This is a genomic window from Lentibacillus sp., from assembly GCF_035301675.1.
Classification (GTDB): domain Bacteria; phylum Bacillota; class Bacilli; order Bacillales; family Amphibacillaceae; genus Lentibacillus.
Window position 1 is genome coordinate 1 of record NZ_DATGTT010000065.1, and the last position, 21,693, is coordinate 21,693.

A 21,693-nucleotide genomic window follows, 5' to 3' on the forward strand; every position below is an offset into this window, starting at 1 on the left:
CAGCGGTCATTGTTTTTAGCAAATGCTAAACCAGATGATGTGAAGGCAAAATTAGAAGATGGATTGTTAAAAATCACGATAGGTAAAGATGAACAAGCCATAAAAGACAATTCACGCAAAATTGAAATTGAATAATGACTGCATTAGAAAAACCCTACGCATTACTGTAGGGTTTTTCTTTTGGAATTTTTCATCAATCAGGCGCTTTAATGGAATAAATGAAGCCATTAGGGGGAGGGAAAAACAAATCACTACCCGGCTAACTCGTTGGGTAGTGGTTTTGGTCTTGTCCACAATCTGTCAACGTTGCCCACGAAAATTCAACGGATTATACATGTTTGTATATATGCTATTTAAGTTTTTGTTACCTAAAAGTGCCTGTTCAATGAGTTTATAAATAACATAGATAGGCCAACAATGCTTATTATTGGTACAATTAATATTTGCAAGATATAAAAGACAAACTTAATAACCCGGACTTAACGCACTTATTCCTGTATTTTGGTATTTGTGTGATTGGTCACAAGAATGGTAACGAATATATCGCAATAAACTAAAATGCAACAAAAATAAAGAGAAGCATTATTTATTTGAAACGGTGATGTATATGCACTCTGAAATGTTATAGAACATTGCAAAATGTCTCGTCAAGGCCTCCTAAGCTGTGAACCCTCACATCAAGAGGAAATTTTTAATGGTTGATTATAAACATAAAATGGTAACTTCCAATGATGATGTCACGGAAGTTACCATTGGTTAACTCTTTAGGGGTTAATTTTTATGTGTGATTCTAGAGTCTTATATTATAGTCACCATGCTTGCTTTTTCTAATGACCACAACAAATATAGTGACCACGCAAATGACCACACATTAAACAATTGAGAACAAACGTTTGCAAGGTGTTAATTGTGGTATATCATAATTTGTTATATAATTTCATGGAGAACAACATATCAAAAATAGGCAAAAATGGTAACAATTAAACGGGTCATGTAATAAACAAAGCGGAGGTGGTATGGTTATACACCTCCCGCTTTTTTAAGGGTGTCTAGTTCGTTAAACGTGTAAATGTGAAAGCCTGCGATACAAAAGTCTGATTCATTTAAGTACGGGGTGTAGGCGTTCACCAAAGTGCCGGGATCATAGCCGCGCATCAGTCTACTCGATAATTTCAGGTTTTTTCTGAGGAAGCGGAGTGAATCAGTGACACCAATACGGGGTGCGATGCGAAGCAATTTGTCCAATTTCACGGGACCTGGTAGGCCCAGATAGCACGGCAGCTGCAGACCGGATGCGCGCTGCTGCTGCAGCCAGGCAAGGACCTGCCCGGAATCAAAACACATTTGTGTTACGGCGTAATGTGCAAGGGGGGCTTTTGCTGCAAAATCCTGATTGAGTGTGTCTGTATCGATATGCGGGTGCCCTTCGGGATACGCAGGAATACCGATCCGATGCGGCCCGTTTTCGTGTGTGGCCAAGGACTGCAATAAGTCAAGGCCATGATGATACGGGCCCAGTGGTTTTTCCTGATCGCCTCCAACGATAAATATTTCGTTCAAATCATTCTCAGCGAGACGATCAAGAACTGTGGTAAGATGTTCTTTACTTCGGATCATCCGCGCTGCAATATGGGGAATAACCTGAGCGAAATGAGGCGCTAAAGCGATTGATTTATCAATCGTAGCGTCGATACCATTTGTCGGTGAGCAGGTGATTGTCAACGTGGCATGGGAAGGGAGGGACGCTGTGGCCCGTTCAACGATGCCCTTAGCGGGTATGAGTTCAAAGCGGGGCCCCCCCGTTTGATTGAACAGAGCCGCTGAAGATTGCTGATCCATCATGTTCATCCCTACTTTCTTTTAAATATGATCATTGTAAGGCAAGCTACATGACACCTGTAATAGGGCCGTCATGATTTTGTGAAGTCCTCTAACGATCAGTGGCTAAAGTGCCTTTAAAGAGATTCAATTCTCAATAGCGAAATATCTGTGCAGCGGGCCTGTTTGTAAACAGACCCGCTGCATCGCGTATTATCACGTCTCAAGCTTTCGGCCGGTCTGGGTATATCCCGTCCCGGGGTTTTCAGAAGTCTTGAACGGCGTTTGCGCAACCTCCGCCGGAACACGCCCGCTGGCATATGGTTCGGGCAGGAATACCTCAAGCTGGGTTCCAATCATACTGAACAAATTGGGCAGCATTGCGTAACCAATGTTGCACCCCTGATTTGGCGAATAGAAGGCAGAGGTGACATAGCCAATCAGCTTCGTACCGTTTTCCGCGTAAACCATATAGAAATCGGCCGGGTACCAGTCGATCTTTTTGCCGCCGAATTTCAGCCCGACGAGTTTTTTAGTGACACCTTCGTTTTTAATGCGGGTTAGGGCTTCTTTGCCGATAAATTGGGATTTAGTCAGGTCCACTTGCCACCCTAAGCCCACTTGGTATGGGTTGGTCTCCTGGTCCATATCCTGTCCATAGGAAAGGATTCCCGCTTCAAGCCGCCGGATATGGCCTGGAGCAATCACTTTTAGATTGTATGGTTTACCCGCCTCGAGGAGAGGATACCAGAACTGTTCGGCATTGATGCTGGCATTATAGAGATAAATCTCAAAGCCTGCTTCACCCGAGAAACCCGTGCGGGACACAATGACGGGACAATCGTTCACTTCCCCTTCCATCAGCCCGTAGTAAGGAACGTCATGAATGCGCTCGCCAAATAAATCGACCATGAGTGATGTTGATTTTGGTCCTTGAATTTGTACGGGAGCCACATCGATTTCGCGTACTGTACAATCAAAGTTGTTCATGATTTTAAGTGCCTGTAGCCACAGCGACACGTCGCTGTCGGATAAAGAGAACCAAAACTCATCCTTATACGGACGGAGGAGAACCGGATCATTGATGATGCCGCCTTCGTTATTGCATAAAATAACGTAGCGGGCTTTTCCTGTCTTGACTTTCTCGACCGAACGCGTAATTGCCAAGTCCACCAGCCTCGGGGCATCGGGGCCTTTCACCTGGATCTGCCGCTCTACCGCGACATTCCAAAGTGTGACGTGTTCGGTGAGATATTCGTATTCCTTGAGGAGACCGCCCTCCTCCATCGGAATATAGGCACGCGGGTGGTACATGTTGTTGTAAACCGAATAGCACCATGACCCGGATTCTTCGGAAAGGTGCCAGAATGGGGACTTGCGCACTCTTTGCGATATAAGCATGCGTGAGCCGTTATCCCCGCTTTGACGCAAATTGACCGGAACGTGTCTTTGCACGCCCGCTTCCTCGAGATCGTTAGACGTTTTAAACTCTGATAGAGGTTTTCCTTCAATAGACAAACCGATTGCCTCCTTTTGTTTTAAAGGAATATAATTCCCATTTTCGTAAAAGGTACTTTACTGTTGATGATCGGCATTTGAATCCGGCACTTGCCGCCGAAATCCCAAACGTTCGATCTATCAGAGACTTGGTAACAACCCGGACCACCCACAATCGCCTCGTGTAAAATATTGATGTCAGTCCTTATCAACTGACTTGCGTATCATACCCCCTTTATATGTTAATTGCCTTACTTCTGAACTGAAAACAATTGATTAATGAAGCGCTTACATTATATGTTATGATAATATAACTCGTTTTGAGCAGCCCATTCAAGGATTTTTTGGACGCCTATACGGTGTGTCTATTCAGATTTTTCCAAAAAATTTTTAGCAATTGAACGTTTGATAGAGCTACTGACAGCGTCATTTGCTTGATGACTATGATGTCCGTGCATCACAATATTTCATTAAAGTATGCTGCCGATCCGGACGCCCTCGGATATGGCATCGCTTAGACGCCTTGGTGCAATCGCGTCACCGATTATTTGAACATTAAGCTGGGGATCTGCCTGTTTCATTTGCTCGTAAAGTGCATCTTCTGCCGTTTGATACCCAACGAATACCACCAGATCAGCCTCATCTGCCAGCCGTTTGTTTCCGGACCAGACGTCATTTAAAAGGAGGTAACCATCCTTTTGTCCTGCAAGCTGTTGATTTGGGGAGAGGACAACTTGATTTTCAGCAAGCAGACGATACAACTCCGGTTTTTGCATGGCGTCAAGATCTTCACAGACAGACCACAACGGTGTGACTAATTCAACCTGAGAGGCACCGGCATTTGCGGCGAAATTGGCTATACTGGCTCCGCGAAACTTTCCCTCACGATCATAGACCATAACCCGCTCATCTTTTTCAATGGATACGTCTTGTTCAAGAATTGCAATATCTGTCACACAACGCGCTGTGACGTCGCCGGCTGCAGTGAGAATGTCCGGATAGGATCCTGTTGCAAGCACAACCTTATCGGGATCCAGTTCGATTAGACTGTCAGGCGTCACTGCCGTTTTGAGCCGTACATCAACATTTAGCCGCTCGAGTTCCTTTTTAAGCCACTCTATGTGTCTGCCATAGTGCGGTCGTTCGGGAGCGGCTACAGCGGCTGTCATTTGTCCTCCAAGCCTATCGCCGCGCTCCAAAAGCATGACGTCATGCCCGCGTGCAACAGCCACACGTGCAGCCTCCATCCCTGCAGGTCCGCCGCCAACGATGAGTACGCGCCGCGTATAATCAGCCGGCTCGAAATTTTCTAAAGAACTGTCGCCGATGGCAGGATTAACGGTGCAAATGATGGGCATGCCCATATACAATCTGCCAATGCATCCTTCCGTACAAGCGTTGCACGGGCGGATTTGAGACAGTTCTCCTGCCATTGTTTTTTGAGGTAACTCCGGATCTGCGATAATGGCCCGGGTCATACCTACTAAATCACAATCTTCATTGACCAGGGCCTCTTCCGCCTGCTCGGGCTCGAGGATTCGTCCGGCAACCAATACCGGGGCTGATAGATTTTCTTTCATTCTATGTGCCGCGTGGTTAAACGTACTGCGAGCAAAGGTATCACCTGGAACAACCGCTGATTGGGCAGCATAGGTTGCAGCATTTCCGCCAGAAATATGAAATAGGTCAATGTGGCCCAAACGATCAAGTCTCTCGGCAATCTCGAGCATGTCATCCTGGTCAAGACCCAGATCGTCCGTAACAGGATCGCCAGTCATTCTAAAACCAATAATAAAATCATCGGATACGGCCTCAGCAACTGCTTCAATCACCTCTTCGGAAAAACGCATGCGTCCGGTCAAGTCACCTCCATAGCGGTCTGTCCGCTTGTTGATGGCTGGGCTCCAGAATTGTTCAATCAAATGCCCCGAGAAAGAAGTGATCTCAATCCCATCCCAGCCGCATCGTTCCAGCCTTGCTGCAGCATCAGCAAAGGCATCGATAACCGGCGGTATTTCTTCAATACGCAAAACATGTGGTGTTTCACGATGGACCCCTTCTGAAATAGCAGATGGCGCTTGTAAAGGACGGCCGCTAATCGAGGAATCTCCTCGTCTGCCCATGTGGGTGGCTTGAGACATAATCAACCCGCCGTGAGCATGCACTTTATCTGCAAGGTCTTCTAATAATGATTCGTTTTCAGGGTCCCATAAGCTGACTGAACCATACGAGGCTGAAGAATATTTGTACACACTTGCCGAACCAAAGGCCATAATCAAACCGGCGCCGCCAGCTGCCTTACGTTCAAGGTAGTCAACATGGCGTTTGTTTAACAAACCTGAATCAAACCCCGGCGCATGAGCGGTTGATACTATCCGGTTTTTCACTTCGCGGCAACCAATCCGGAAGGGGCTGAACAAATTCTGAAAATCCCTTCTTACGCTTGTTGAGTGATCCGTAGTCATCGATTTTACCTCCCTTGGAAAATTGGCTTCTGAGCAAACATTTCGGAAAGATTTTTCCCATTGGCGGAACGGAAAGCGCTTACATTATATCCTGAAAACTGGTTGCCGCTTGATTATTTTTAAATTCTGCGCGGCAACTTATCACAATGTTTTCAAAATTTAATACTTTATTTAACGAAATATTATTAGAAACCCATATTGATGTCAAGATATTTTTTAAAATATTTTTTGATTGTTGTTTTAAGCAAAATCTAAATTAATAAATACAGAGGGAAGAGCGGTGCGTTGGTTGACGTAATGGTAGATTGATTCCCACTGGCTGCGGGGCAGACCAGCTGTACAAAGCTGAAATACTACATCCGCCCATATGAGAATTTGTCCAGAAGCTGACAGAAAAGTCGGTCTTTCTCGGCTGTTTTTGTCATTTGACCCCAGTGAGAAACGCCGGCTATGATAAGTTTTGATGTTATCGTTATATGAAATCTCATATATTAGTCGTGTCATACCAAAAACTGGATAAAAAATAGGAGGCAAATCTGACGGAACAATTTTGCAGCTGCAGCGGACCTGGACTTATTTATCTGCTGGAAGGTTGTCCAGTTTAAGCAGGAAGCAATTCTGGTTGATCACAGAAATGACCACAATTTGGCCAATCAAAAACAAATGTTCGCAAATAATGATTGAGTTACGTTATTATATAAGATATAATTTGAGAATAAACAAATGCTAAAAATCGGCAAAATCAGTCATGATTAAACGGGTCATGTATAAATTTGGCACGCCTCGCAGAAACTACTGAAAAAGATTGTGAGGTGCTGCCTGTGGATAATCAAAAACTGATCAATTCTTTAAATCAGCTGTTATCCAATTATTTTGTCATGTATGTAAAACTTCACCGTTATCACTGGTTTATCCAGGGAAGACATTTCTTTCAATTACATAACGTATTCGAAGACATGTATAACACCATGGCTGAAGACCTGGATGAAATTGCGGAAAGAGTGTTGATGATTGACGGCAAGCCACTGGCAACGATGACGAAATATATGAAAGAAACAACGCTCGTGGAAGCAACGGCTGATGATAAAGAAGATGAAATAACAGCACAATTGGTTGAGGATTATCGACAGATGATAACTGAAATAAAAGAGGAAGGGATTCCTCTTGCCGATGACTTACATGATGAACCGACAGTCGATTTGCTTGTAACCCTGCAAAGCAAACTGGAAAAATACATCTGGATGCTGCATGCTTATCGCGCGTATGAATAAAGATATATAGGGGAATGCTGATGAAACAGAAAATCATATCAATTGTAGGACCAACTGCTGTAGGAAAAACGCGGCTGAGCATTGACATTGCCAGCCATTTCAACGGAGAGGTCATCAGCGGGGATTCCATGCAAGTATACAAAGGTCTGGACATTGGTACTGCAAAAGTGTCAGAGGAGGAGAAACATGGGGTTCCCCATTATATGATTGATATTAAAAATCCCGAAGAACCCTTTTCGGTTGCTGATTATCAAAAATTTGTCCAGCACTACATAGATAAAATAGATTCACGTGGAAAATTGCCGATTATTGCCGGTGGAAGCGGTCTATATATCCAGGCCGCCCTATATGATTACCATTTTTCCAATCAGAGACGGGACGAAAACGTAACCAAACAGTTGGAAAGCGAGCTTAATGACCAAGGATCTGCTGTCATGCATAGACGTTTGAAAGAGATAGATCCGGATCAGGCTGCGAAAATTCACCCGAATAATCACAGACGCCTTATCCGCGCGTTGGAAATCTATGAAACAACCGGGATTACGATGTCTGAATACCAAAAAAGCCAATCAGAGAATTCGCCGTATCACCCTGTTTTTATAGGTTTGGAAATGGACCGTAATCTTTTGTACGAACGAATAAATGAGCGAGTCGACCGTATGCTGGAAGAAGGACTTTTGAATGAGGTCAAAGCTCTGTATGAACAAGGCTATGAAAATCATCAGGCGATGCGCGGAATCGGGTACAAAGAGTTTATATCTTATTTTAAAGGTGAGCAGTCATTTGAAGATACGGTAAATCTTCTGAAACGGAATTCCAGACGCTATGCAAAACGGCAGTATACGTGGTTTAAAAATAAAATGAATGTCAATTGGTATACGGTGACGCCCGAATCAAGCGAAGAAATATTTAGAAATATTTTAACTGACTTAGCAGGAAAGTTGTAAAATATATAGAAGTATTTAAATACAGATAGAAAAGAGGAGGAAATAGAATGGCACAGTCGGTAAACATTCAGGATCAATATTTAAATAAACTCAGAAAGGATCATGTTTCGGTAACAGTATTTCTGACTAACGGTTTTCAGCTGCGAGGGGTCGTTAAGGCATTTGATAATTTTACGGTATTAATTGAAACAGACGGGAGACAGCAGCTGCTTTTCAAACACGCTATCTCCACATTTGCCCCGGTAAAAAATATCTCACTAGAGAAAGAATAATCATAAAGGTTTAATTTGGGCTGGGACATCACTAAAACGTTCATCATTAAAGATGAATGATAATAACCAAAATACTTTAGTGTAATGTTTAGGTAAGTCTTACACATCGCTGCGGAAAAATACTTCGCTGTTTTGGTGGAAACCCATTATACTATAAAAAGACAAATCCGAACTGATTCGAAATCTAACTCACGAATTTTGAATCATAGTTCGGATTTGTCTTTGATTCAATACTTTTGCCCCAGCCTCTTGTCTGTTTGAATCATTATCTTGCAAGTCCACTGAATGAAGTTTCACTAAAATGGGCGTTTGTCACATCTCACTCTTTCGGCACGTATGCTATCGTGACGAAGGAGTGATCATGTGGAAACGCAAAAACATCGAAATAAAAATGGTCAAATTAATATTATACTGCAGGATAATCACCGCGATGCAACAACTGATAAAGACAAACAGAACTCAACTGAAAGTAATACCTTTTCGCATATTGATGCAGAATTTTCCTCGTTCATCGGCATGAAACGATTAAAGCAGACCATAAAGGAAATATATGCCACGATTGTCATTAATGAAAAACGGAAAGAAATCGGACTGTCCGGTACAAGACAAGTGCTTCATATGTTATTTAAAGGCAACCCCGGAACCGGAAAAACGACGGTTGCCCGAAAACTGGCCAGGATGTATTTTGAGATGAATCTGCTTTCGAAAGGACATTTCATTGAAGCGGAGCGGGCCGATCTGGTTGGCGAATACATTGGGCAAACAGCACAAAAAACCCGGACCATTATCCAGAAGGCGATGGGAGGCGTTTTGTTTATCGATGAAGCATACTCCCTGGCCCGAGGCGGCGAAAAGGATTTTGGCAAAGAGGCAATTGATGCTTTGGTAAAACATATGGAAGACAATCATAATGATTTTGTATTGATATTGGCCGGTTATCCATTTGAAATGGAGCGTTTTTTGACGCTGAATCCCGGTTTGAAATCCAGATTTCCGTTTATATTGGATTTTCAGGATTATGATACAACCCAGCTCATAAAGATTTCGGAACAAATGGTCCAGAGCAGGGAATATGAGCTGACAAAAGAAGCCGAATGGAAGCTGCGGACACATTTATATAAAGTGAAACGCCAAACGCAGTACAATTTTTCTAATGCACGGTACATTCGTAATGTTGTTGAGCAATCCATCAGACTTCATGCAATGAGATTATTAACGAAGGAGACATTTTCAGTTAACGATCTGATTTACTTAACCGCCGAGGACTTGTGTCTTGACATTGAATGAAGTCGAATTGTAGTGAGAATTGTTCTTTGCTATGATAAATATTGGATACACCAATTGGTTAGAGAAGAGGTTTTGACATGCAGGAAAGGATAATAGCAATAGCTGTAAAAATGCCCGGAGATAATGATATGCGTTTTGAATCTTCACTTGACGAACTTAAGTCGCTTTCTAAAACGGCAGGGGGTTCTGTTGATAAAGTGATCACCCAAAATCGGCAGCGAATTCACCCTGCCTTTTATATCGGCGAAGGAAAAATGGATGAGATACGGGAGACAGCAGAGGAAATGGATGCTGATTTAGTTATCTCAAACGATGAGCTATCACCGGGACAATTGCGTAATCTGACTGATCACATTGGCATTCAAGTCATTGACCGAAGTCAGTTAATTTTGGATATTTTCGCTAAGCGTGCTCGGACAAAAGAAGGTAAATTGCAGGTTGAGCTCGCCCAGCTGGAGTACACCTTGCCAAGACTCCGCGGACGAGGTGAGGAAATGTCACGTCTGGGGGCAGGAATAGGAACACGGGGACCGGGGGAGACAAAGCTCGAAACGGACCAACGCCATATAAGAAGCCGGATTGATGATATTAAAAGAAAGTTAAAACAAGTCGTCAGGCAGCGGGAACAATACCGCAGGCGCCGAAAAATAAACGACGTTTTTCAGGTAGCTATTGTAGGTTATACAAATGCTGGAAAATCGACTTTATTTAATCAGCTGACACAAAGCGATGCGCTGGTCGAGAATCAATTATTTGCCACACTGGATCCTTTGACACGCAGAATCCAGCTGCCATCAGGTTTTCAGACTTTGGTAACAGATACGGTAGGATTTATTCAAGACCTGCCAACATCATTGATTGCCGCATTCAGGTCAACGCTGGAAGAAGTGACCGAGGCAGATTTCATCCTGCATGTGGTTGATGCAGCAAATCCCGATTTAGAACAGCAGCAAAAGACAGTGAACAACTTACTTCACGATCTGGATGCTGATATTATACCGAAGCTGATGGTGTATAATAAAAAAGATCTTATTGATGAGGATTTTATTCCGATGCATCATCCCAATATTTTCATTAGCGCACTTGAACCGTCAGACATCCACCGGCTGCTGAGGAAGCTGGAGGAAACATTGAAGGATGAATGGGACTGGTATACCGTGAATTTAAATCCCGACCAGGGAAAATTGCTGTACCGATTGGATCAGGAAACAATCGTCACAGAGCGTTTTTTTCGGGAAAATGCAAATGTATACTCTATCAGTGGGTATATCCGGCAAAGTCATCCTCTGAAAAGCTTATTAAAGGAGCATTAAGTTATTGATGTTGAAAAATTTAATAACACAGGCAGAACATGACTGTAAACAGCAGCACGCAAATATCTCAGCGGTAACCGAAATGAGTCAGAGGCGGGTGCTTGATGCTTTCAAATCCAACCGTGTCAGTGATACTCATTTTTATTCGACCACTGGTTATGGATATGATGATTTGGGCCGGGAAACATTGGAAAGAGTCTATGCTGATGTGTTCGGAGGGGAAGATGCGCTCGTCAGACCGCAGATCGTTTCCGGGACTCATGCCATATCAACCGCTCTGTTCGGCCTTTTGCGGCCGGGCGAGGAATTGTTGTATATTACCGGTAAACCTTACGACACATTAGAAACGGTTATTGGCATAAACGGTCAGCATAGTGGCTCATTAGCCGATTTTCATATTACATATAATCAGGTCGATTTACTGGATGACGGCTCAGTTGACTATCCCGGAGTCAGGCGAAAACTGTCTCCAAAAACGAAAGTAATTGGCGTTCAGCGTTCAAAAGGTTATGACGACAGACCGTCTTTTACAATCAGCGAAATTGAAGAAATGGTCCGCTTTGTCAAATCGATAAATGAACACGCGATTATATTCGTTGATAATTGCTATGGCGAGTTCGCTGAGGAACGCGAACCACTGCATGCAGGTGCAGATGTTATCGCAGGGTCGCTGATTAAAAACCCGGGAGGCGGACTTGTCCGTGCGGGCGGATATATTGCCGGGAAAGAATCGTATGTAGAACAATGTGCCAATCGCCTGACAGCACCAGGACTTGGAAAGGAAACTGGTGCAACATTTAACACCTTACAGGAGATGTTTCAGGGTCTTTTTATGGCACCGAACATTGTTGGGGAAGCTTTAAAAGGTGCTGTCTTGACGGCGAGATTTTTAGAATTGGCAGGCTTTCGGACAAGCCCGGGTTATGAAACGTTTCGTACAGATCTGATTCAGACGGTTACTTTTAACAATGCGGAGAACATGGTTGCATTTTGCCAAGCGATCCAGCAAAATTCACCGGTTAACGCCTTTGTTACCCCGTACCCGAGCGGAATGCCCGGTTATCAGGATGAGGTCATTATGGCGGCTGGTACGTTTATACAAGGTGCGAGTCTTGAATTGACTGCAGACGGCCCGATCAGGGAACCATATACAGCATTTGTGCAAGGGGGGTTAACATATGCTCATGTGAAAATTGCGCTTGAATCAGCAGTTAATCATTTAGTTGAGAAAGAATTAATATTTTTAACCGACTGAGAGCAGGTCTGAAAAATTTACGTTAGTGTTATAACTTTACATAGCGTTCCGATGTCTCTAATATAAAGGAATAAGGTTTATGGTGGTCGATTGATATGCTGTTAAAAATGACTTAGGAGGAAATTAAATGGCATCAGGCTTAACGAGAGCACAAATCATGAAACGAATCGAGGAAGAAAATGTCCGATTTATCCGGCTTCAATTTACCGACATGCTTGGAAATATCAAAAATGTTGAGATTCCGCTCAGTCAATTGGATAAAGCTTTGGACAATAAAATGATGTTCGATGGCTCATCCATAGAAGGGTTTGTCCGTATTGAGGAATCCGACATGTACCTGCATCCTGATCTGGATTCATTTGTGGTATTTCCATGGACCTCGGAAAAAGGGAAAGTGGCCCGGTTTATTTGTGATATATATAATCCTGATGGGACCCCATTTGCGGGATGCCCGCGTTACAATTTAAAACGAAAGCTTCAGAAAATGGAAGAGCTCGGTTTTGATGCGTTCAATATAGGTACAGAACCGGAATTCTTTCTGTTCAAACTGGATGAGAAGGGCCAGCCTTCATTGGAACTGAATGATCGCGGCGGCTATTTTGATCTGGCACCAACAGATCTGGGTGAAAACTGCCGGCGGGATATTGTTCTGGAACTGGAAGAAATGGGTTTTGAAATTGAAGCATCACATCACGAAGGTGCACCAGGTCAGCACGAAATTGATTTTAAGTATTCAGATGCTGTTAAACATGCCGATGATATTCAAACATTTAAATTGGTCGTCAGGACAATTGCAAGAAAACATAACCTGCATGCGACCTTTATGCCAAAACCGCTCTTCGGGGTCAATGGTTCCGGAATGCATGTCAATATGTCTTTATTCAGGAATGGCGAAAATGCGTTTTTTGATAAAGATGGGGAAATGCAATTAAGCGATGTTGCTTATCAGTTCACTGCCGGGGTAATTAAACATGCCACAAACTTCACAGCAGTTACGAATCCGACGGTTAATTCGTATAAACGACTGGTTCCAGGCTATGAGGCGCCATGTTATGTAGCGTGGTCCGGCACAAACAGGAGTCCGCTTGTCCGCATTCCGTACTCCCGCGGTTTAAGCACCCGTATTGAAGTGCGAAGTGTTGATCCTGCCGCCAATCCATATATGGCGATGTCAGTGTTGCTTGCAAGCGGACTGGATGGTGTTGAAAACAAATTAACACCGCCTGAATCAGTTGATCAGAACATATACGATATGGACAAAAAAGAGCGTGAAGCGAATGGTGTCAAGAGTTTGCCTGAAACACTTAAGGACGCTTTGTTGGAAATGCAGAAAGATGAGACGGTTGTTGAAGCACTGGGCGAACACTTATATGAACATTTCGTTGAAGCAAAAACGATTGAATGGGATATGTTCCGTACGACTGTTCATCCATGGGAGAGGGAGCAGTATTTGACAACCTATTAAAATTCCAAATGTTATTTACATTAAAAACAAGGCTTGGCATCATGTTGCTGTGATGGCCAAGCCTTGTTTTATTCTGCCTTAACGGGCAGGAAGACCCTCACTTCAATATTTCAAGGAAGCCAGGAAAGATAAGTGGGGGATTAGCTGCCCGTAAAGTCCGATTCCTTCAACTAACATGCAGTGGGGAAAAAAGTATCCCACTGAATGAATATTATATAGCTGCAATAACTGAATAAAACTACAGTAATAAAATATGGTCTATAAAGCAGTTAAGTTTTTATTACTGTTCTATTCAACATTACGATACAAACCGACTACTTTGCCCAAAATGGTCACATTTTGATAGATAAGCGGCTCCAACGTTGCGTTTTCAGGCTGGAGGCGAATGTGGTCTTTTTCTTTAAAGAATCGCTTTACAGTGGCTTCATCTTCATCGGTCATACCGACTACGATATCACCATTTTGTGCTGTAGTCTGCTGCTTAACGATGACCATATCCCCGTCCAATATACCTGCTTCAATCATGCTTTCTCCCTCAATAACGAGTACAAACAGATTCTCATCAGTACCTGTTACCGAACTTGGCAAAGGAACAAATTCTTCAATATTTTCCACGGCGGTAATTGGAATGCCAGCGGTTACCTTTCCGATAACAGGCGCATATCGCGGTTCTTCCCTTGGGATATTGCTTTCTTCTGAAAGATCTAAAACTTCAATTGCCCGTGGTTTTGTAGGGTCACGTCTGATAAACCCCTTACTTTCCAGCCGTGCCAAATGGCCGTGTACGGTTGAACTGGAAGCAAGCCCCACAGCCACTGCGATTTCCCGGACCGACGGCGGATAACCCTTTTCGCCCACTTGCTCTTTTATATAATCGAGAATGGCTTCCTGCCGCTTTGAAAGTTTCGTCATCAATTAAACACCTCGCACATATTATTTATTGAAGTAAGTATAGCATGTTCATCTCAGTGAAGCAAACATTCGTTCGAAAAAACTGTTGACAAGATCATTTGTTCGTATATAATAATAGGTAAAACCGAACAAAAGTTCTTGTCATTATAAAGGAAAGGATGGTTCGTATGTTTGAAAGAATAACGAAAACTGATATATTTTATTTAGTAGCTTTTACATCTGCATTAATATTTTTATATTTTTCGATGATCACAAGCGGATAACATATAAGTGGGTGTTCAAAAAGGAGGATAAAGAGGGCAGAAAGTTCGAGACGGCGCGGTTTCGAGCAGTGGAGCAATAAGCCAACGAAGAAATTCGATGTGTCATTTTTACCGGACTTTTGAACAACCTTTATAAGGGGATATTAAATTGAGAGCAATTATTTATTGCCGGGTCAGTACTGATAAAAAAATTCAGGAAACATCATTGCAAAGGCAGAAAGAAGAACTGATGAAGCTTGCCGGTGCCTATCATTTTACAGTCGCGGAATGTATTGAAGAACAGGCGAGCGGCTATGAAATAAGCCGGGAAGGCGTTTTTCGGATGCTGGATTATTTTTCTGACGAACGGGCGGACTGTTTGCTTATTCAGGATGAAACGAGGTTGGGGCGGGGGAATACCAAAATTGCTTTGTATCATCAACTCCGAAAATTGGATGTCAATATTTATACGTCTTTGTATGAAGGCGAACTGGAATTGTCTGAAGCAGATTCAATGCTGCTGCAGATTGTCAGTATTGTGGAGGAATATCAACGGAAGATTCATAATGCAAAAATTAAGCGGGGTATGAAGAAAGCCGTTGAGAATGGATTTGATCCGAGCAAGAATCTGTCAAACCGCAACAAGGCTCCGGGAAAAGAACGAAAAGAATTTCCGATTGAAGAAGTCGTCCGGTTGAGACAGCATGAGCTCACCTTCCGGGAAATTGCTGATACATTGAATGGATTGGGGCACTCTGTTTCAAAAGCGACTGTGCACCGCAGATATCAGGAATATCTCGACACTTGAATATGAATAAATTGACGTGTAGTATTAGAAGGCAGGAACAGTCATATTGTTCTTGCCTTTATTGATTTTCAGGAGGTTTCATCTATGATTTCAGAAGAAAAGCTTAATCGGATAAATCAATTAGCTAAAAAGTCAAAAGAAGAAGGCTTAACTGTTAAGGAACAGACTGAACAAAAGGAGCTCCGCGAAGAATATTTGCAGAATGTCCGAAAATCTTTCAAAAATCAGTTTAAGTCAATGACCGTAAAGGATCCTGAAGGCAGGGATGTCACGCCGAAAAAAGTGCGTGATTTACAAGATAAGAACAAAAAACATTAATCATGTTATGACTTGTTACAATAACAGTTTCATTATAGAATTAAAAAGGATACGAATCAATGTTAACAAGGGAAAGGGGTATCGTTTTGTCAGAAACAATCGAACAGCTATCCATTAACACAATCAGAACTTTGGCAATTGATGCAGTAGAAAACGCAAGCTCCGGTCATCCCGGTCTCCCAATGGGCGCTGCACCGATGGCGTATACATTATGGACGGATTTCATGACCCATAACCCTGGTAATTCCAAATGGTTTAACCGGGACCGCTTCGTTTTATCAGCAGGTCATGGATCGATGCTTTTATATGGACTGCTGCATTTATCAGGCTATGATGTCACCATTGATGATCTGAAGTCGTTCCGTCAGTGGGATTCCAGAACACCGGGCCATCCTGAAGTCCACCATACTGACGGGGTTGAGGCAACGACAGGCCCGCTTGGACAAGGCATTGCCATGTCAGTCGGTATGGCTATGGCAGAAGCACATCTTGCAGCAACCTATAATAAAGAGGATATATCCATTATTGACCATTACACGTATGCGCTTGTAAGTGATGGTGACCTTATGGAGGGCATCTCTCATGAGTCCGCATCACTGGCAGGTCATTTACAATTGGGCAAGCTGATTGCACTGTATGATTCAAATGACATTTCACTTGATGGCGAGCTGAACCGCGCATTTTCGGATAATACGGAGGAACGCTTCAAAGCATATGGCTGGCAGGTTATCCGGGTGGAAGACGGTAATGATTTGAGTGAAATCCGCAACGCTATCAAAGAAGCGAAAGCGAATACCGATCAGCCGACACTGATCGAAGTAAAAACCGTCATCGGCTACGGATCACCGAATAAGTCAGCTTCTGCGGATTCACATGGCGCCCCGCTGGGAGAAGATGAGGTTAAACTGACAAAAGAACACTACGGCTGGAAACATGATGAATTTCATGTACCTGATGAAGTGTATGACGACTTCAGGGAAAAAATTGCTGAAGATGGTAAAAACGCTGAGCAAGAGTGGAACGGTTTATTTGAAACTTATAAAGAAAAATATCCGGAAGCGGGCAATGAATTAGAGCATGCTATAAGGGGTGAGCTGCCGGAAAACTGGGAGAAAAACCTTCCCATTTATGACTTAGATGATGATCCGAAAGCTACCCGTGCTTCATCCGGCGAGGTCCTGAATGAAGTCTCAAAAGCTGTACCATATCTGTTTGGAGGCAGTGCTGACTTAGCAGGTTCAAATAAGACAACGATTAAAAACCAGGATGACTTTTCCCGAAACAATTATGCCGGAAAAAATATCTGGTTCGGTGTACGTGAATTTGCAATGGCAGCTGCCGTCAATGGGATGGCATTGCATGGCGGTATTAAGCCTTATGCCGGAACATTCTTTGTCTTCAGCGACTATTTGCGCCCGGCACTAAGACTGTCAGCCATCATGAATAATCCAGTGACATACGTGTTCACCCATGATTCAATTGCTGTTGGTGAAGATGGACCGACACATGAACCCATTGAACAGCTGCCATCCCTGAGAGCTATGCCTGGACTTTCACTCATTCGCCCTGCAGATGGCAATGAAGTGCGCGAAGCCTGGAGACTGGCATTGGAGTCAAACAATAAACCGACTGCACTTGTACTGACAAGACAGGGGCTTCCTGTATTGGAAGGTACCAAAGAGCATGCACATGAAGGCGTGCGAAAAGGTGCGTATGTTATCAGTGAAACAGATAAGGAATCACCGGATGCGTTATTATTGGCAACCGGTTCAGAAGTTCAGCTTGCTGTAAAAGCTAAAGAAGCGCTGCATGAAAAAGGAATCGAAGTTAACGTGGTTAGCATGCCTTCCTGGGACAGGTTTAAAGAGCAGGATGATGCTTATAAGAATAAGGTGATTCCGCCGGATGTCAAGAAAAGACTTGCCATCGAAATGGCATCACCATTTGGATGGGAGAAATATATAGGCGATCAGGGCGATGTTCTGGCCATTGATCGATTCGGTGCCTCTGCCAAAGGGGATAAAGTGGTTGAGGAATACGGCTTTAATGTTGAAAATGTCGTAAATCGTGTTGAACAACTGCTGAAATAAATATTTTGGTAAAAGGGTGGCTCTTCCGATTGGAAGAGCCATTTTTTCATCCCAATTTAAAGGACAGCAACCCCACTGAATAAAGTTTCACTTGACCTGCAGCTAATATGGCATGTAATTGGAGTTCGACAAAACTAGTGGTTCTTTGTTGCGCAGTGTGACAAACTTTTAAATATGAAACGGTATAATAGTATGTACGAGGGAGGAGGAATTCTGTTGAATCATTACTCTATTTATTGGATAAAAGAAGAATTTGCACGCTTTTTTTATTATCGCAGTGACATATTGTGCCGATTTATTAAAAGTTATCACCGTCAGCAAAACAGAGAGGATCTGGAAAAGCAGTTCCAGTATATCACGATGGACATGCCTGCGAACTTGCTTATATCACACATATTGAAAAATCAGTCATCCAATGTCAGGATCGAAAACAAAGAAGAGTTCTTGGTCATTGATGAAGGAACGCGCAATATTTCTTTACATATCGAGCAAAAACGTATAAACTTTCGGGGTGACATAATTCATGATGCGGAAAGTTTGCTTTTTCCCGCGTTACGATCATACCAGCCATATTTTTTCGTGGTAGGAGAATTGGAATTTGATTTTGGCTGGGTTTCTCCGGTTCTCCAGTTAAAAGGAACTGACAAGGCTCGACAAGTATTGTATTCTTATCTTTGATTTACTATACTGTATGAGAGACAACATGAAGGAGGAAAGCTTTAATGGACGTGATTTGGGTAGTGTTAATAGCAATCTTGGCATTAATTGCGGGAGTTGCACTTGGTTTTTTTATCGCCCGAAAATACATGATGAACTATTTAAAGAAGAACCCGCCAATTAATGAGCAAATGCTGCGTACGCTGATGATGCAAATGGGACAAAAGCCTTCACAGAAGAAAATCAATCAGATGATGCGCCAAATGAATAATCAACAAGGAAAATAATTGAAATTATTCATCATAGAAACTAAAATGTTTGAGAAAATACTCCTGAATTATGGCATATAACAGGGGTATTTTTCTGATTTTTGGGGGATGTTCATCGTTTTATATACGATGACACACTTCCAATGTTTTAAGATGGAGATTTCTCTATGCTGTTTTTATCACTGAATATGTCGGATTATTGTCAAAAACGGAATAAGTGCCATTTGGATTTTCTGGTAAAATATAGTCAGGAAGTAGTGTAGGAGGATTACTATGTCTGAAGAAATAAATGTCTTTATAGCATTTGGAGCGGGCTTCCTGTCATTCATCTCCCCCTGTGTACTGCCGCTTTATCCGGCCTTTCTTTCATATATCACAGGTATGAGTGTTAATGAATTAAAAAATGAGAATAAAATGCTGACAAAGCAAAGCTTGCTGCATACGGTTTTCTTTCTTATTGGCTTTTCGCTCATTTTTATCATGCTCGGTTTCGGTTCCTCATTTGTTTCCGAATTTCTGGAGTCAAATCGGGATATCATCAGGCAAATCGGAGCCATTCTTATTGTGTTTTTCGGCCTAGTGATTGTTGGCGTATTTAACTTTGAATTTCTTATGAAAGACCGAAAGATTATGTTCAAAAACCGTCCAGCAGGGTTTTTCGGATCTTTTATTATTGGTCTTGCATTCTCACTGGGATGGACCCCATGTATGGGACCTATTCTTGTTATCGTCATTTCACTGGCGGCAACGAATCCCGAGCTCGGAATGGTAATGATGATCAGTTATATATTGGGTTTTTCGATTCCGTTCTTAATACTATCCTTTTTTATTGGAAAATTGACGTGGATCAAGCGCAACAGTTCATTGATTGTCAAAATCGGCGGCTATATTATGATTTTTATGGGAATTGCCTTATACTTTGACTGGATGACTGACTTGACGGCATTTTTAGCAGGCTTATTCGGATTTTCTGGTTTTTAGCTTTTTGCGAACTGGATTTTTACCCTGAATTGTAATAAACTGAGTCCAGTAGCGACTTTTTGGACAATTGACATGAAAAGGGGCATCGGCTGATATGTATAAATCTAATGACCTTATTTTTCGAACAACAACATCTTTGATTGCATTTATTCTGCTGGGCTTCTCGATTTATTTACTGTTTGCCGGTCACAATTCACCAGGCGGCGGATTCATCGGCGGTTTAATGACATCATCAGCAATCGTTTTGATGTATATGGCATATGGTGCAGGCGTACTGGAGAAAATTTTGCCGATTAACTATCGTATGCTGGTGCCTGTCGGACTGCTCCTTGCTGTAGGAACCGGGCTGGGGTCCTTTTTATTTCAGCAGCCGTTTTTGTCACATACATACGATTATTTCCAGTTCCCGATTTTTGGTGAACTCGAGCTGGCTACTGCCATGTTATTTGATTTTGGTGTTTATTTCACCGTTCTCGGGGTCACTGTCACCATCATTTTAACAATCGCAGAGGATCGTTAATGGTCAGCCCGATTTTGGAAATGATATTTAACTGATTAATTTGGTGTGGGGAAGAGTGATTGCTAATGTTTTGGCTGGCAGCGAGTACCATAATCGCAGCTATTATGGCTACTTCTATGATATTCATCCGATTAAAGGCATCCAAGAAACCGGCATCCGTCAAAAAAATAATATTACCCCCATTATTTATGAGTACAGGTGCATTTATGTTTTTATTTCCAGTTTTTCGAGTGGAATTACTCCAGGTATTCGAAGCGGTTTTGGTCGGTGTAATTTTCTCTGTCTTTTTGATTAAAACGTCCAAATTTGAAATAAAGGGCGGAAGTATATATTTAATTCCATCAAAATCATTTGTTTTCATTTTGTTCGGATTGTTATTGGTCAGGATTATCATTAAACTTGTGATTGGATCGACCATTTCCCTTGGAGAAATGAGCGGCATGTTTTTCCTGCTGGCATTTGGGATGATTTTCTCTTGGCGTCTTGCAATGCTTTATAAGTTTAAACAGATGGAAAAAAAACTTGAATAACAGACCGGTTTAAAAGGTAAAATGGCAGCTACCCAGTGTGTAAGGTAAGCTGCCATTTTATATTGCACATAGAAGAGTTGGACAGATCAGTATTCGGCTATATTTCAGTTGTTCCAGCATTATCCTTTCTGGTAACGTGATTTCCAATTTTCAGCATAGCCGCTGCGTGAGAGTTCAAACAAATGTTTATAAGGTGTTGCATCAATATTTTTTTCTTTTAATTTTTTCTTTAAAAATTTATGATCCCGTTTTGGCGTTGCCAGGATATAGCCTTCGATTATTATATCCTGTTTTATCACTTTCATATTTTTCGTTAAAGCAACTTCCCCTATTTTACCGACTATTTTATGCCTTGCCACGTCCCTGAATAACTCTGGAACCGGTTCGACTAATTCTTCCAGCAACTGTTTTTCTTTTTCACGCCACATATGCCTTGTTTGTCCGACATAAAACTCTTCCCAGTCCATGTTTGATTTACCGTCTTCTTTTGGCAATTGTTTCAGGAATTTGCGAAACATAAAAAATCCGCCGATTCCCATGAGACTTATCATTAAAAGTCCCCATAAAACGATTAAAATATCGTCAATTATTGACATATTACCACCTGTTTGTTCTAAATAATAATATTGGTATTTTTTTCCTTTAATTTTTCAATTCAATAGGATATTATAGTATCATATAACGCTTAATAAATTGTAACCATTTTTGCTGATGATTTTTTACATCATTCATAAATTGTATTATAATTTAACACAATTACAGCTTCATATAAGTTA

The 21,693-nt window shown here is 42.2% G+C and carries 21 protein-coding genes; 16 read left to right on the top strand and 5 right to left on the bottom strand.

Going from position 1 to position 21,693, the window contains the following annotated elements; genetic code table 11:
* Positions 1–9 precede the first annotated feature (9 nt).
* A complete protein-coding gene (locus VK097_RS11475) occupies positions 10–135 on the top strand; it encodes an Hsp20 family protein (RefSeq protein WP_324212102.1) in 126 nt (41 codons plus the stop codon).
* Positions 136–1,020: 885 nt separating this feature from the next.
* Here VK097_RS11475 and VK097_RS11480 read toward each other — a convergent pair.
* The 3 genes from VK097_RS11480 to VK097_RS11490 form a co-directional block, all read right to left on the bottom strand.
* Complete coding sequence (locus VK097_RS11480) at positions 1,021–1,842, bottom strand: methylenetetrahydrofolate reductase (RefSeq protein WP_324211942.1); 822 nt, start codon at positions 1,840–1,842, stop codon at positions 1,021–1,023.
* A gap of 192 nt (positions 1,843–2,034) precedes the next feature.
* Positions 2,035–3,336 (bottom strand): glycine cleavage T C-terminal barrel domain-containing protein, encoded by a 1,302-nt coding sequence (locus tag VK097_RS11485; protein ID WP_324211943.1) that lies wholly within the window; start codon positions 3,334–3,336, stop codon positions 2,035–2,037.
* Between the two features lie 449 nt (positions 3,337–3,785).
* The gene (locus VK097_RS11490; RefSeq protein WP_324211944.1) at positions 3,786–5,780 is read right to left on the bottom strand and encodes an oxidoreductase; all 1,995 of its coding nucleotides are present in this window, start codon (positions 5,778–5,780) and stop codon (positions 3,786–3,788) included.
* Positions 5,781–6,601: 821 nt separating this feature from the next.
* On the opposite strand from VK097_RS11490, the gene VK097_RS11495 reads away from it, so the two are divergent.
* The 7 genes from VK097_RS11495 to glnA all read left to right on the top strand — a co-directional run bounded on the left by VK097_RS11495 (position 6,602) and on the right by glnA (position 13,590).
* Positions 6,602–7,051 (top strand): Dps family protein, encoded by a 450-nt coding sequence (locus VK097_RS11495; protein WP_324211945.1) that lies wholly within the window; start codon positions 6,602–6,604, stop codon positions 7,049–7,051.
* Positions 7,052–7,071: 20 nt separating this feature from the next.
* Positions 7,072–7,998 (top strand): tRNA (adenosine(37)-N6)-dimethylallyltransferase MiaA, encoded by a 927-nt coding sequence (gene miaA, locus VK097_RS11500; protein WP_324211946.1) that lies wholly within the window; start codon positions 7,072–7,074, stop codon positions 7,996–7,998.
* A gap of 47 nt (positions 7,999–8,045) precedes the next feature.
* Positions 8,046–8,270: an RNA chaperone Hfq gene (hfq, locus tag VK097_RS11505; RefSeq protein WP_324211947.1), complete on the top strand. Its 225-nt coding sequence runs from the start codon at positions 8,046–8,048 to the stop codon at positions 8,268–8,270.
* 363 nt (positions 8,271–8,633) lie between these two features.
* Positions 8,634–9,557, top strand: coding sequence for a stage V sporulation protein K (spoVK, locus tag VK097_RS11510; RefSeq protein WP_324211948.1), 924 nt, complete (start codon positions 8,634–8,636; stop codon positions 9,555–9,557).
* A gap of 77 nt (positions 9,558–9,634) precedes the next feature.
* A complete protein-coding gene (hflX, locus tag VK097_RS11515) occupies positions 9,635–10,870 on the top strand; it encodes a GTPase HflX (protein ID WP_324211949.1) in 1,236 nt (411 codons plus the stop codon).
* 7 nt (positions 10,871–10,877) lie between these two features.
* The gene (locus VK097_RS11520; RefSeq protein WP_324211950.1) at positions 10,878–12,125 is read left to right on the top strand and encodes a methionine gamma-lyase family protein; all 1,248 of its coding nucleotides are present in this window, start codon (positions 10,878–10,880) and stop codon (positions 12,123–12,125) included.
* 127 nt (positions 12,126–12,252) lie between these two features.
* On the top strand, positions 12,253–13,590 hold the full coding sequence (gene glnA / locus VK097_RS11525) for a type I glutamate--ammonia ligase (RefSeq protein WP_324211951.1): 1,338 nt from the start codon (positions 12,253–12,255) through the stop codon (positions 13,588–13,590).
* Positions 13,591–13,878: 288 nt separating this feature from the next.
* Here the strand turns inward: glnA and lexA are convergent, their stop codons facing one another.
* Positions 13,879–14,502, bottom strand: a complete 624-nt coding sequence (lexA, locus tag VK097_RS11530; protein WP_324211952.1) for a transcriptional repressor LexA — start codon at positions 14,500–14,502, stop codon at positions 13,879–13,881.
* A gap of 411 nt (positions 14,503–14,913) precedes the next feature.
* Between lexA and VK097_RS11535 the strand changes: the two genes are divergently transcribed.
* The 8 genes from VK097_RS11535 to VK097_RS11570 all read left to right on the top strand — a co-directional run bounded on the left by VK097_RS11535 (position 14,914) and on the right by VK097_RS11570 (position 20,917).
* Entirely contained in the window at positions 14,914–15,552 is a 639-nt protein-coding gene (locus tag VK097_RS11535) for a YneB family resolvase-like protein (RefSeq protein ID WP_324211953.1), read from the top strand.
* Positions 15,553–15,636: 84 nt separating this feature from the next.
* On the top strand, positions 15,637–15,870 hold the full coding sequence (locus VK097_RS11540; protein WP_324211954.1) for a DUF896 domain-containing protein: 234 nt from the start codon (positions 15,637–15,639) through the stop codon (positions 15,868–15,870).
* 86 nt (positions 15,871–15,956) lie between these two features.
* Positions 15,957–17,960: a transketolase gene (tkt, locus tag VK097_RS11545; protein WP_324211955.1), complete on the top strand. Its 2,004-nt coding sequence runs from the start codon at positions 15,957–15,959 to the stop codon at positions 17,958–17,960.
* 216 nt (positions 17,961–18,176) lie between these two features.
* Positions 18,177–18,638 carry a sporulation inhibitor of replication protein SirA gene (gene sirA / locus VK097_RS11550; protein WP_324211956.1) on the top strand — a complete coding sequence of 154 codons (462 nt, stop codon included), beginning with the start codon at positions 18,177–18,179 and terminating at the stop codon, positions 18,636–18,638.
* A 44-nt stretch (positions 18,639–18,682) separates the two neighbouring features.
* The gene (locus VK097_RS11555; RefSeq protein ID WP_324211957.1) at positions 18,683–18,904 is read left to right on the top strand and encodes a YneF family protein; all 222 of its coding nucleotides are present in this window, start codon (positions 18,683–18,685) and stop codon (positions 18,902–18,904) included.
* 255 nt (positions 18,905–19,159) lie between these two features.
* Positions 19,160–19,867, top strand: a complete 708-nt coding sequence (locus VK097_RS11560; protein WP_324211958.1) for a cytochrome c biogenesis CcdA family protein — start codon at positions 19,160–19,162, stop codon at positions 19,865–19,867.
* Positions 19,868–19,961: 94 nt separating this feature from the next.
* Complete coding sequence (locus VK097_RS11565; protein WP_324211959.1) at positions 19,962–20,387, top strand: Na(+)/H(+) antiporter subunit B; 426 nt, start codon at positions 19,962–19,964, stop codon at positions 20,385–20,387.
* A gap of 65 nt (positions 20,388–20,452) precedes the next feature.
* Positions 20,453–20,917 carry a CcdC family protein gene (locus VK097_RS11570; protein ID WP_324211960.1) on the top strand — a complete coding sequence of 155 codons (465 nt, stop codon included), beginning with the start codon at positions 20,453–20,455 and terminating at the stop codon, positions 20,915–20,917.
* Between the two features lie 119 nt (positions 20,918–21,036).
* Here VK097_RS11570 and VK097_RS11575 read toward each other — a convergent pair whose 3' ends face one another.
* Entirely contained in the window at positions 21,037–21,513 is a 477-nt protein-coding gene (locus tag VK097_RS11575) for a DUF2621 family protein (protein WP_324211961.1), read from the bottom strand.
* Positions 21,514–21,693: the final 180 nt, after the last annotated feature.

What these genes read in the sequence shown, in the direction of transcription:
- VK097_RS11480 (WP_324211942.1), bottom strand. Translation starts at nt 1,842, where the DNA reads ATGATGGATCAGCAATCTTCAGCGGCTCTGTTCAATCAAACGGGGGGG.
- VK097_RS11490 (WP_324211944.1), bottom strand. Translation starts at nt 5,780, where the DNA reads ATGACTACGGATCACTCAACAAGCGTAAGAAGGGATTTTCAGAATTTG.
- miaA (WP_324211946.1), top strand. Translation starts at nt 7,072, where the DNA reads ATGAAACAGAAAATCATATCAATTGTAGGACCAACTGCTGTAGGAAAA.
- hfq (WP_324211947.1), top strand. Translation starts at nt 8,046, where the DNA reads ATGGCACAGTCGGTAAACATTCAGGATCAATATTTAAATAAACTCAGA.
- hflX (WP_324211949.1), top strand. Translation starts at nt 9,635, where the DNA reads ATGCAGGAAAGGATAATAGCAATAGCTGTAAAAATGCCCGGAGATAAT.
- VK097_RS11520 (WP_324211950.1), top strand. Translation starts at nt 10,878, where the DNA reads ATGTTGAAAAATTTAATAACACAGGCAGAACATGACTGTAAACAGCAG.
- glnA (WP_324211951.1), top strand. Translation starts at nt 12,253, where the DNA reads ATGGCATCAGGCTTAACGAGAGCACAAATCATGAAACGAATCGAGGAA.
- lexA (WP_324211952.1), bottom strand. Translation starts at nt 14,502, where the DNA reads ATGACGAAACTTTCAAAGCGGCAGGAAGCCATTCTCGATTATATAAAA.
- VK097_RS11540 (WP_324211954.1), top strand. Translation starts at nt 15,637, where the DNA reads ATGATTTCAGAAGAAAAGCTTAATCGGATAAATCAATTAGCTAAAAAG.
- VK097_RS11555 (WP_324211957.1), top strand. Translation starts at nt 18,683, where the DNA reads ATGGACGTGATTTGGGTAGTGTTAATAGCAATCTTGGCATTAATTGCG.
- VK097_RS11560 (WP_324211958.1), top strand. Translation starts at nt 19,160, where the DNA reads ATGTCTGAAGAAATAAATGTCTTTATAGCATTTGGAGCGGGCTTCCTG.
- VK097_RS11565 (WP_324211959.1), top strand. Translation starts at nt 19,962, where the DNA reads ATGTATAAATCTAATGACCTTATTTTTCGAACAACAACATCTTTGATT.
- VK097_RS11570 (WP_324211960.1), top strand. Translation starts at nt 20,453, where the DNA reads ATGTTTTGGCTGGCAGCGAGTACCATAATCGCAGCTATTATGGCTACT.
- VK097_RS11575 (WP_324211961.1), bottom strand. Translation starts at nt 21,513, where the DNA reads ATGTCAATAATTGACGATATTTTAATCGTTTTATGGGGACTTTTAATG.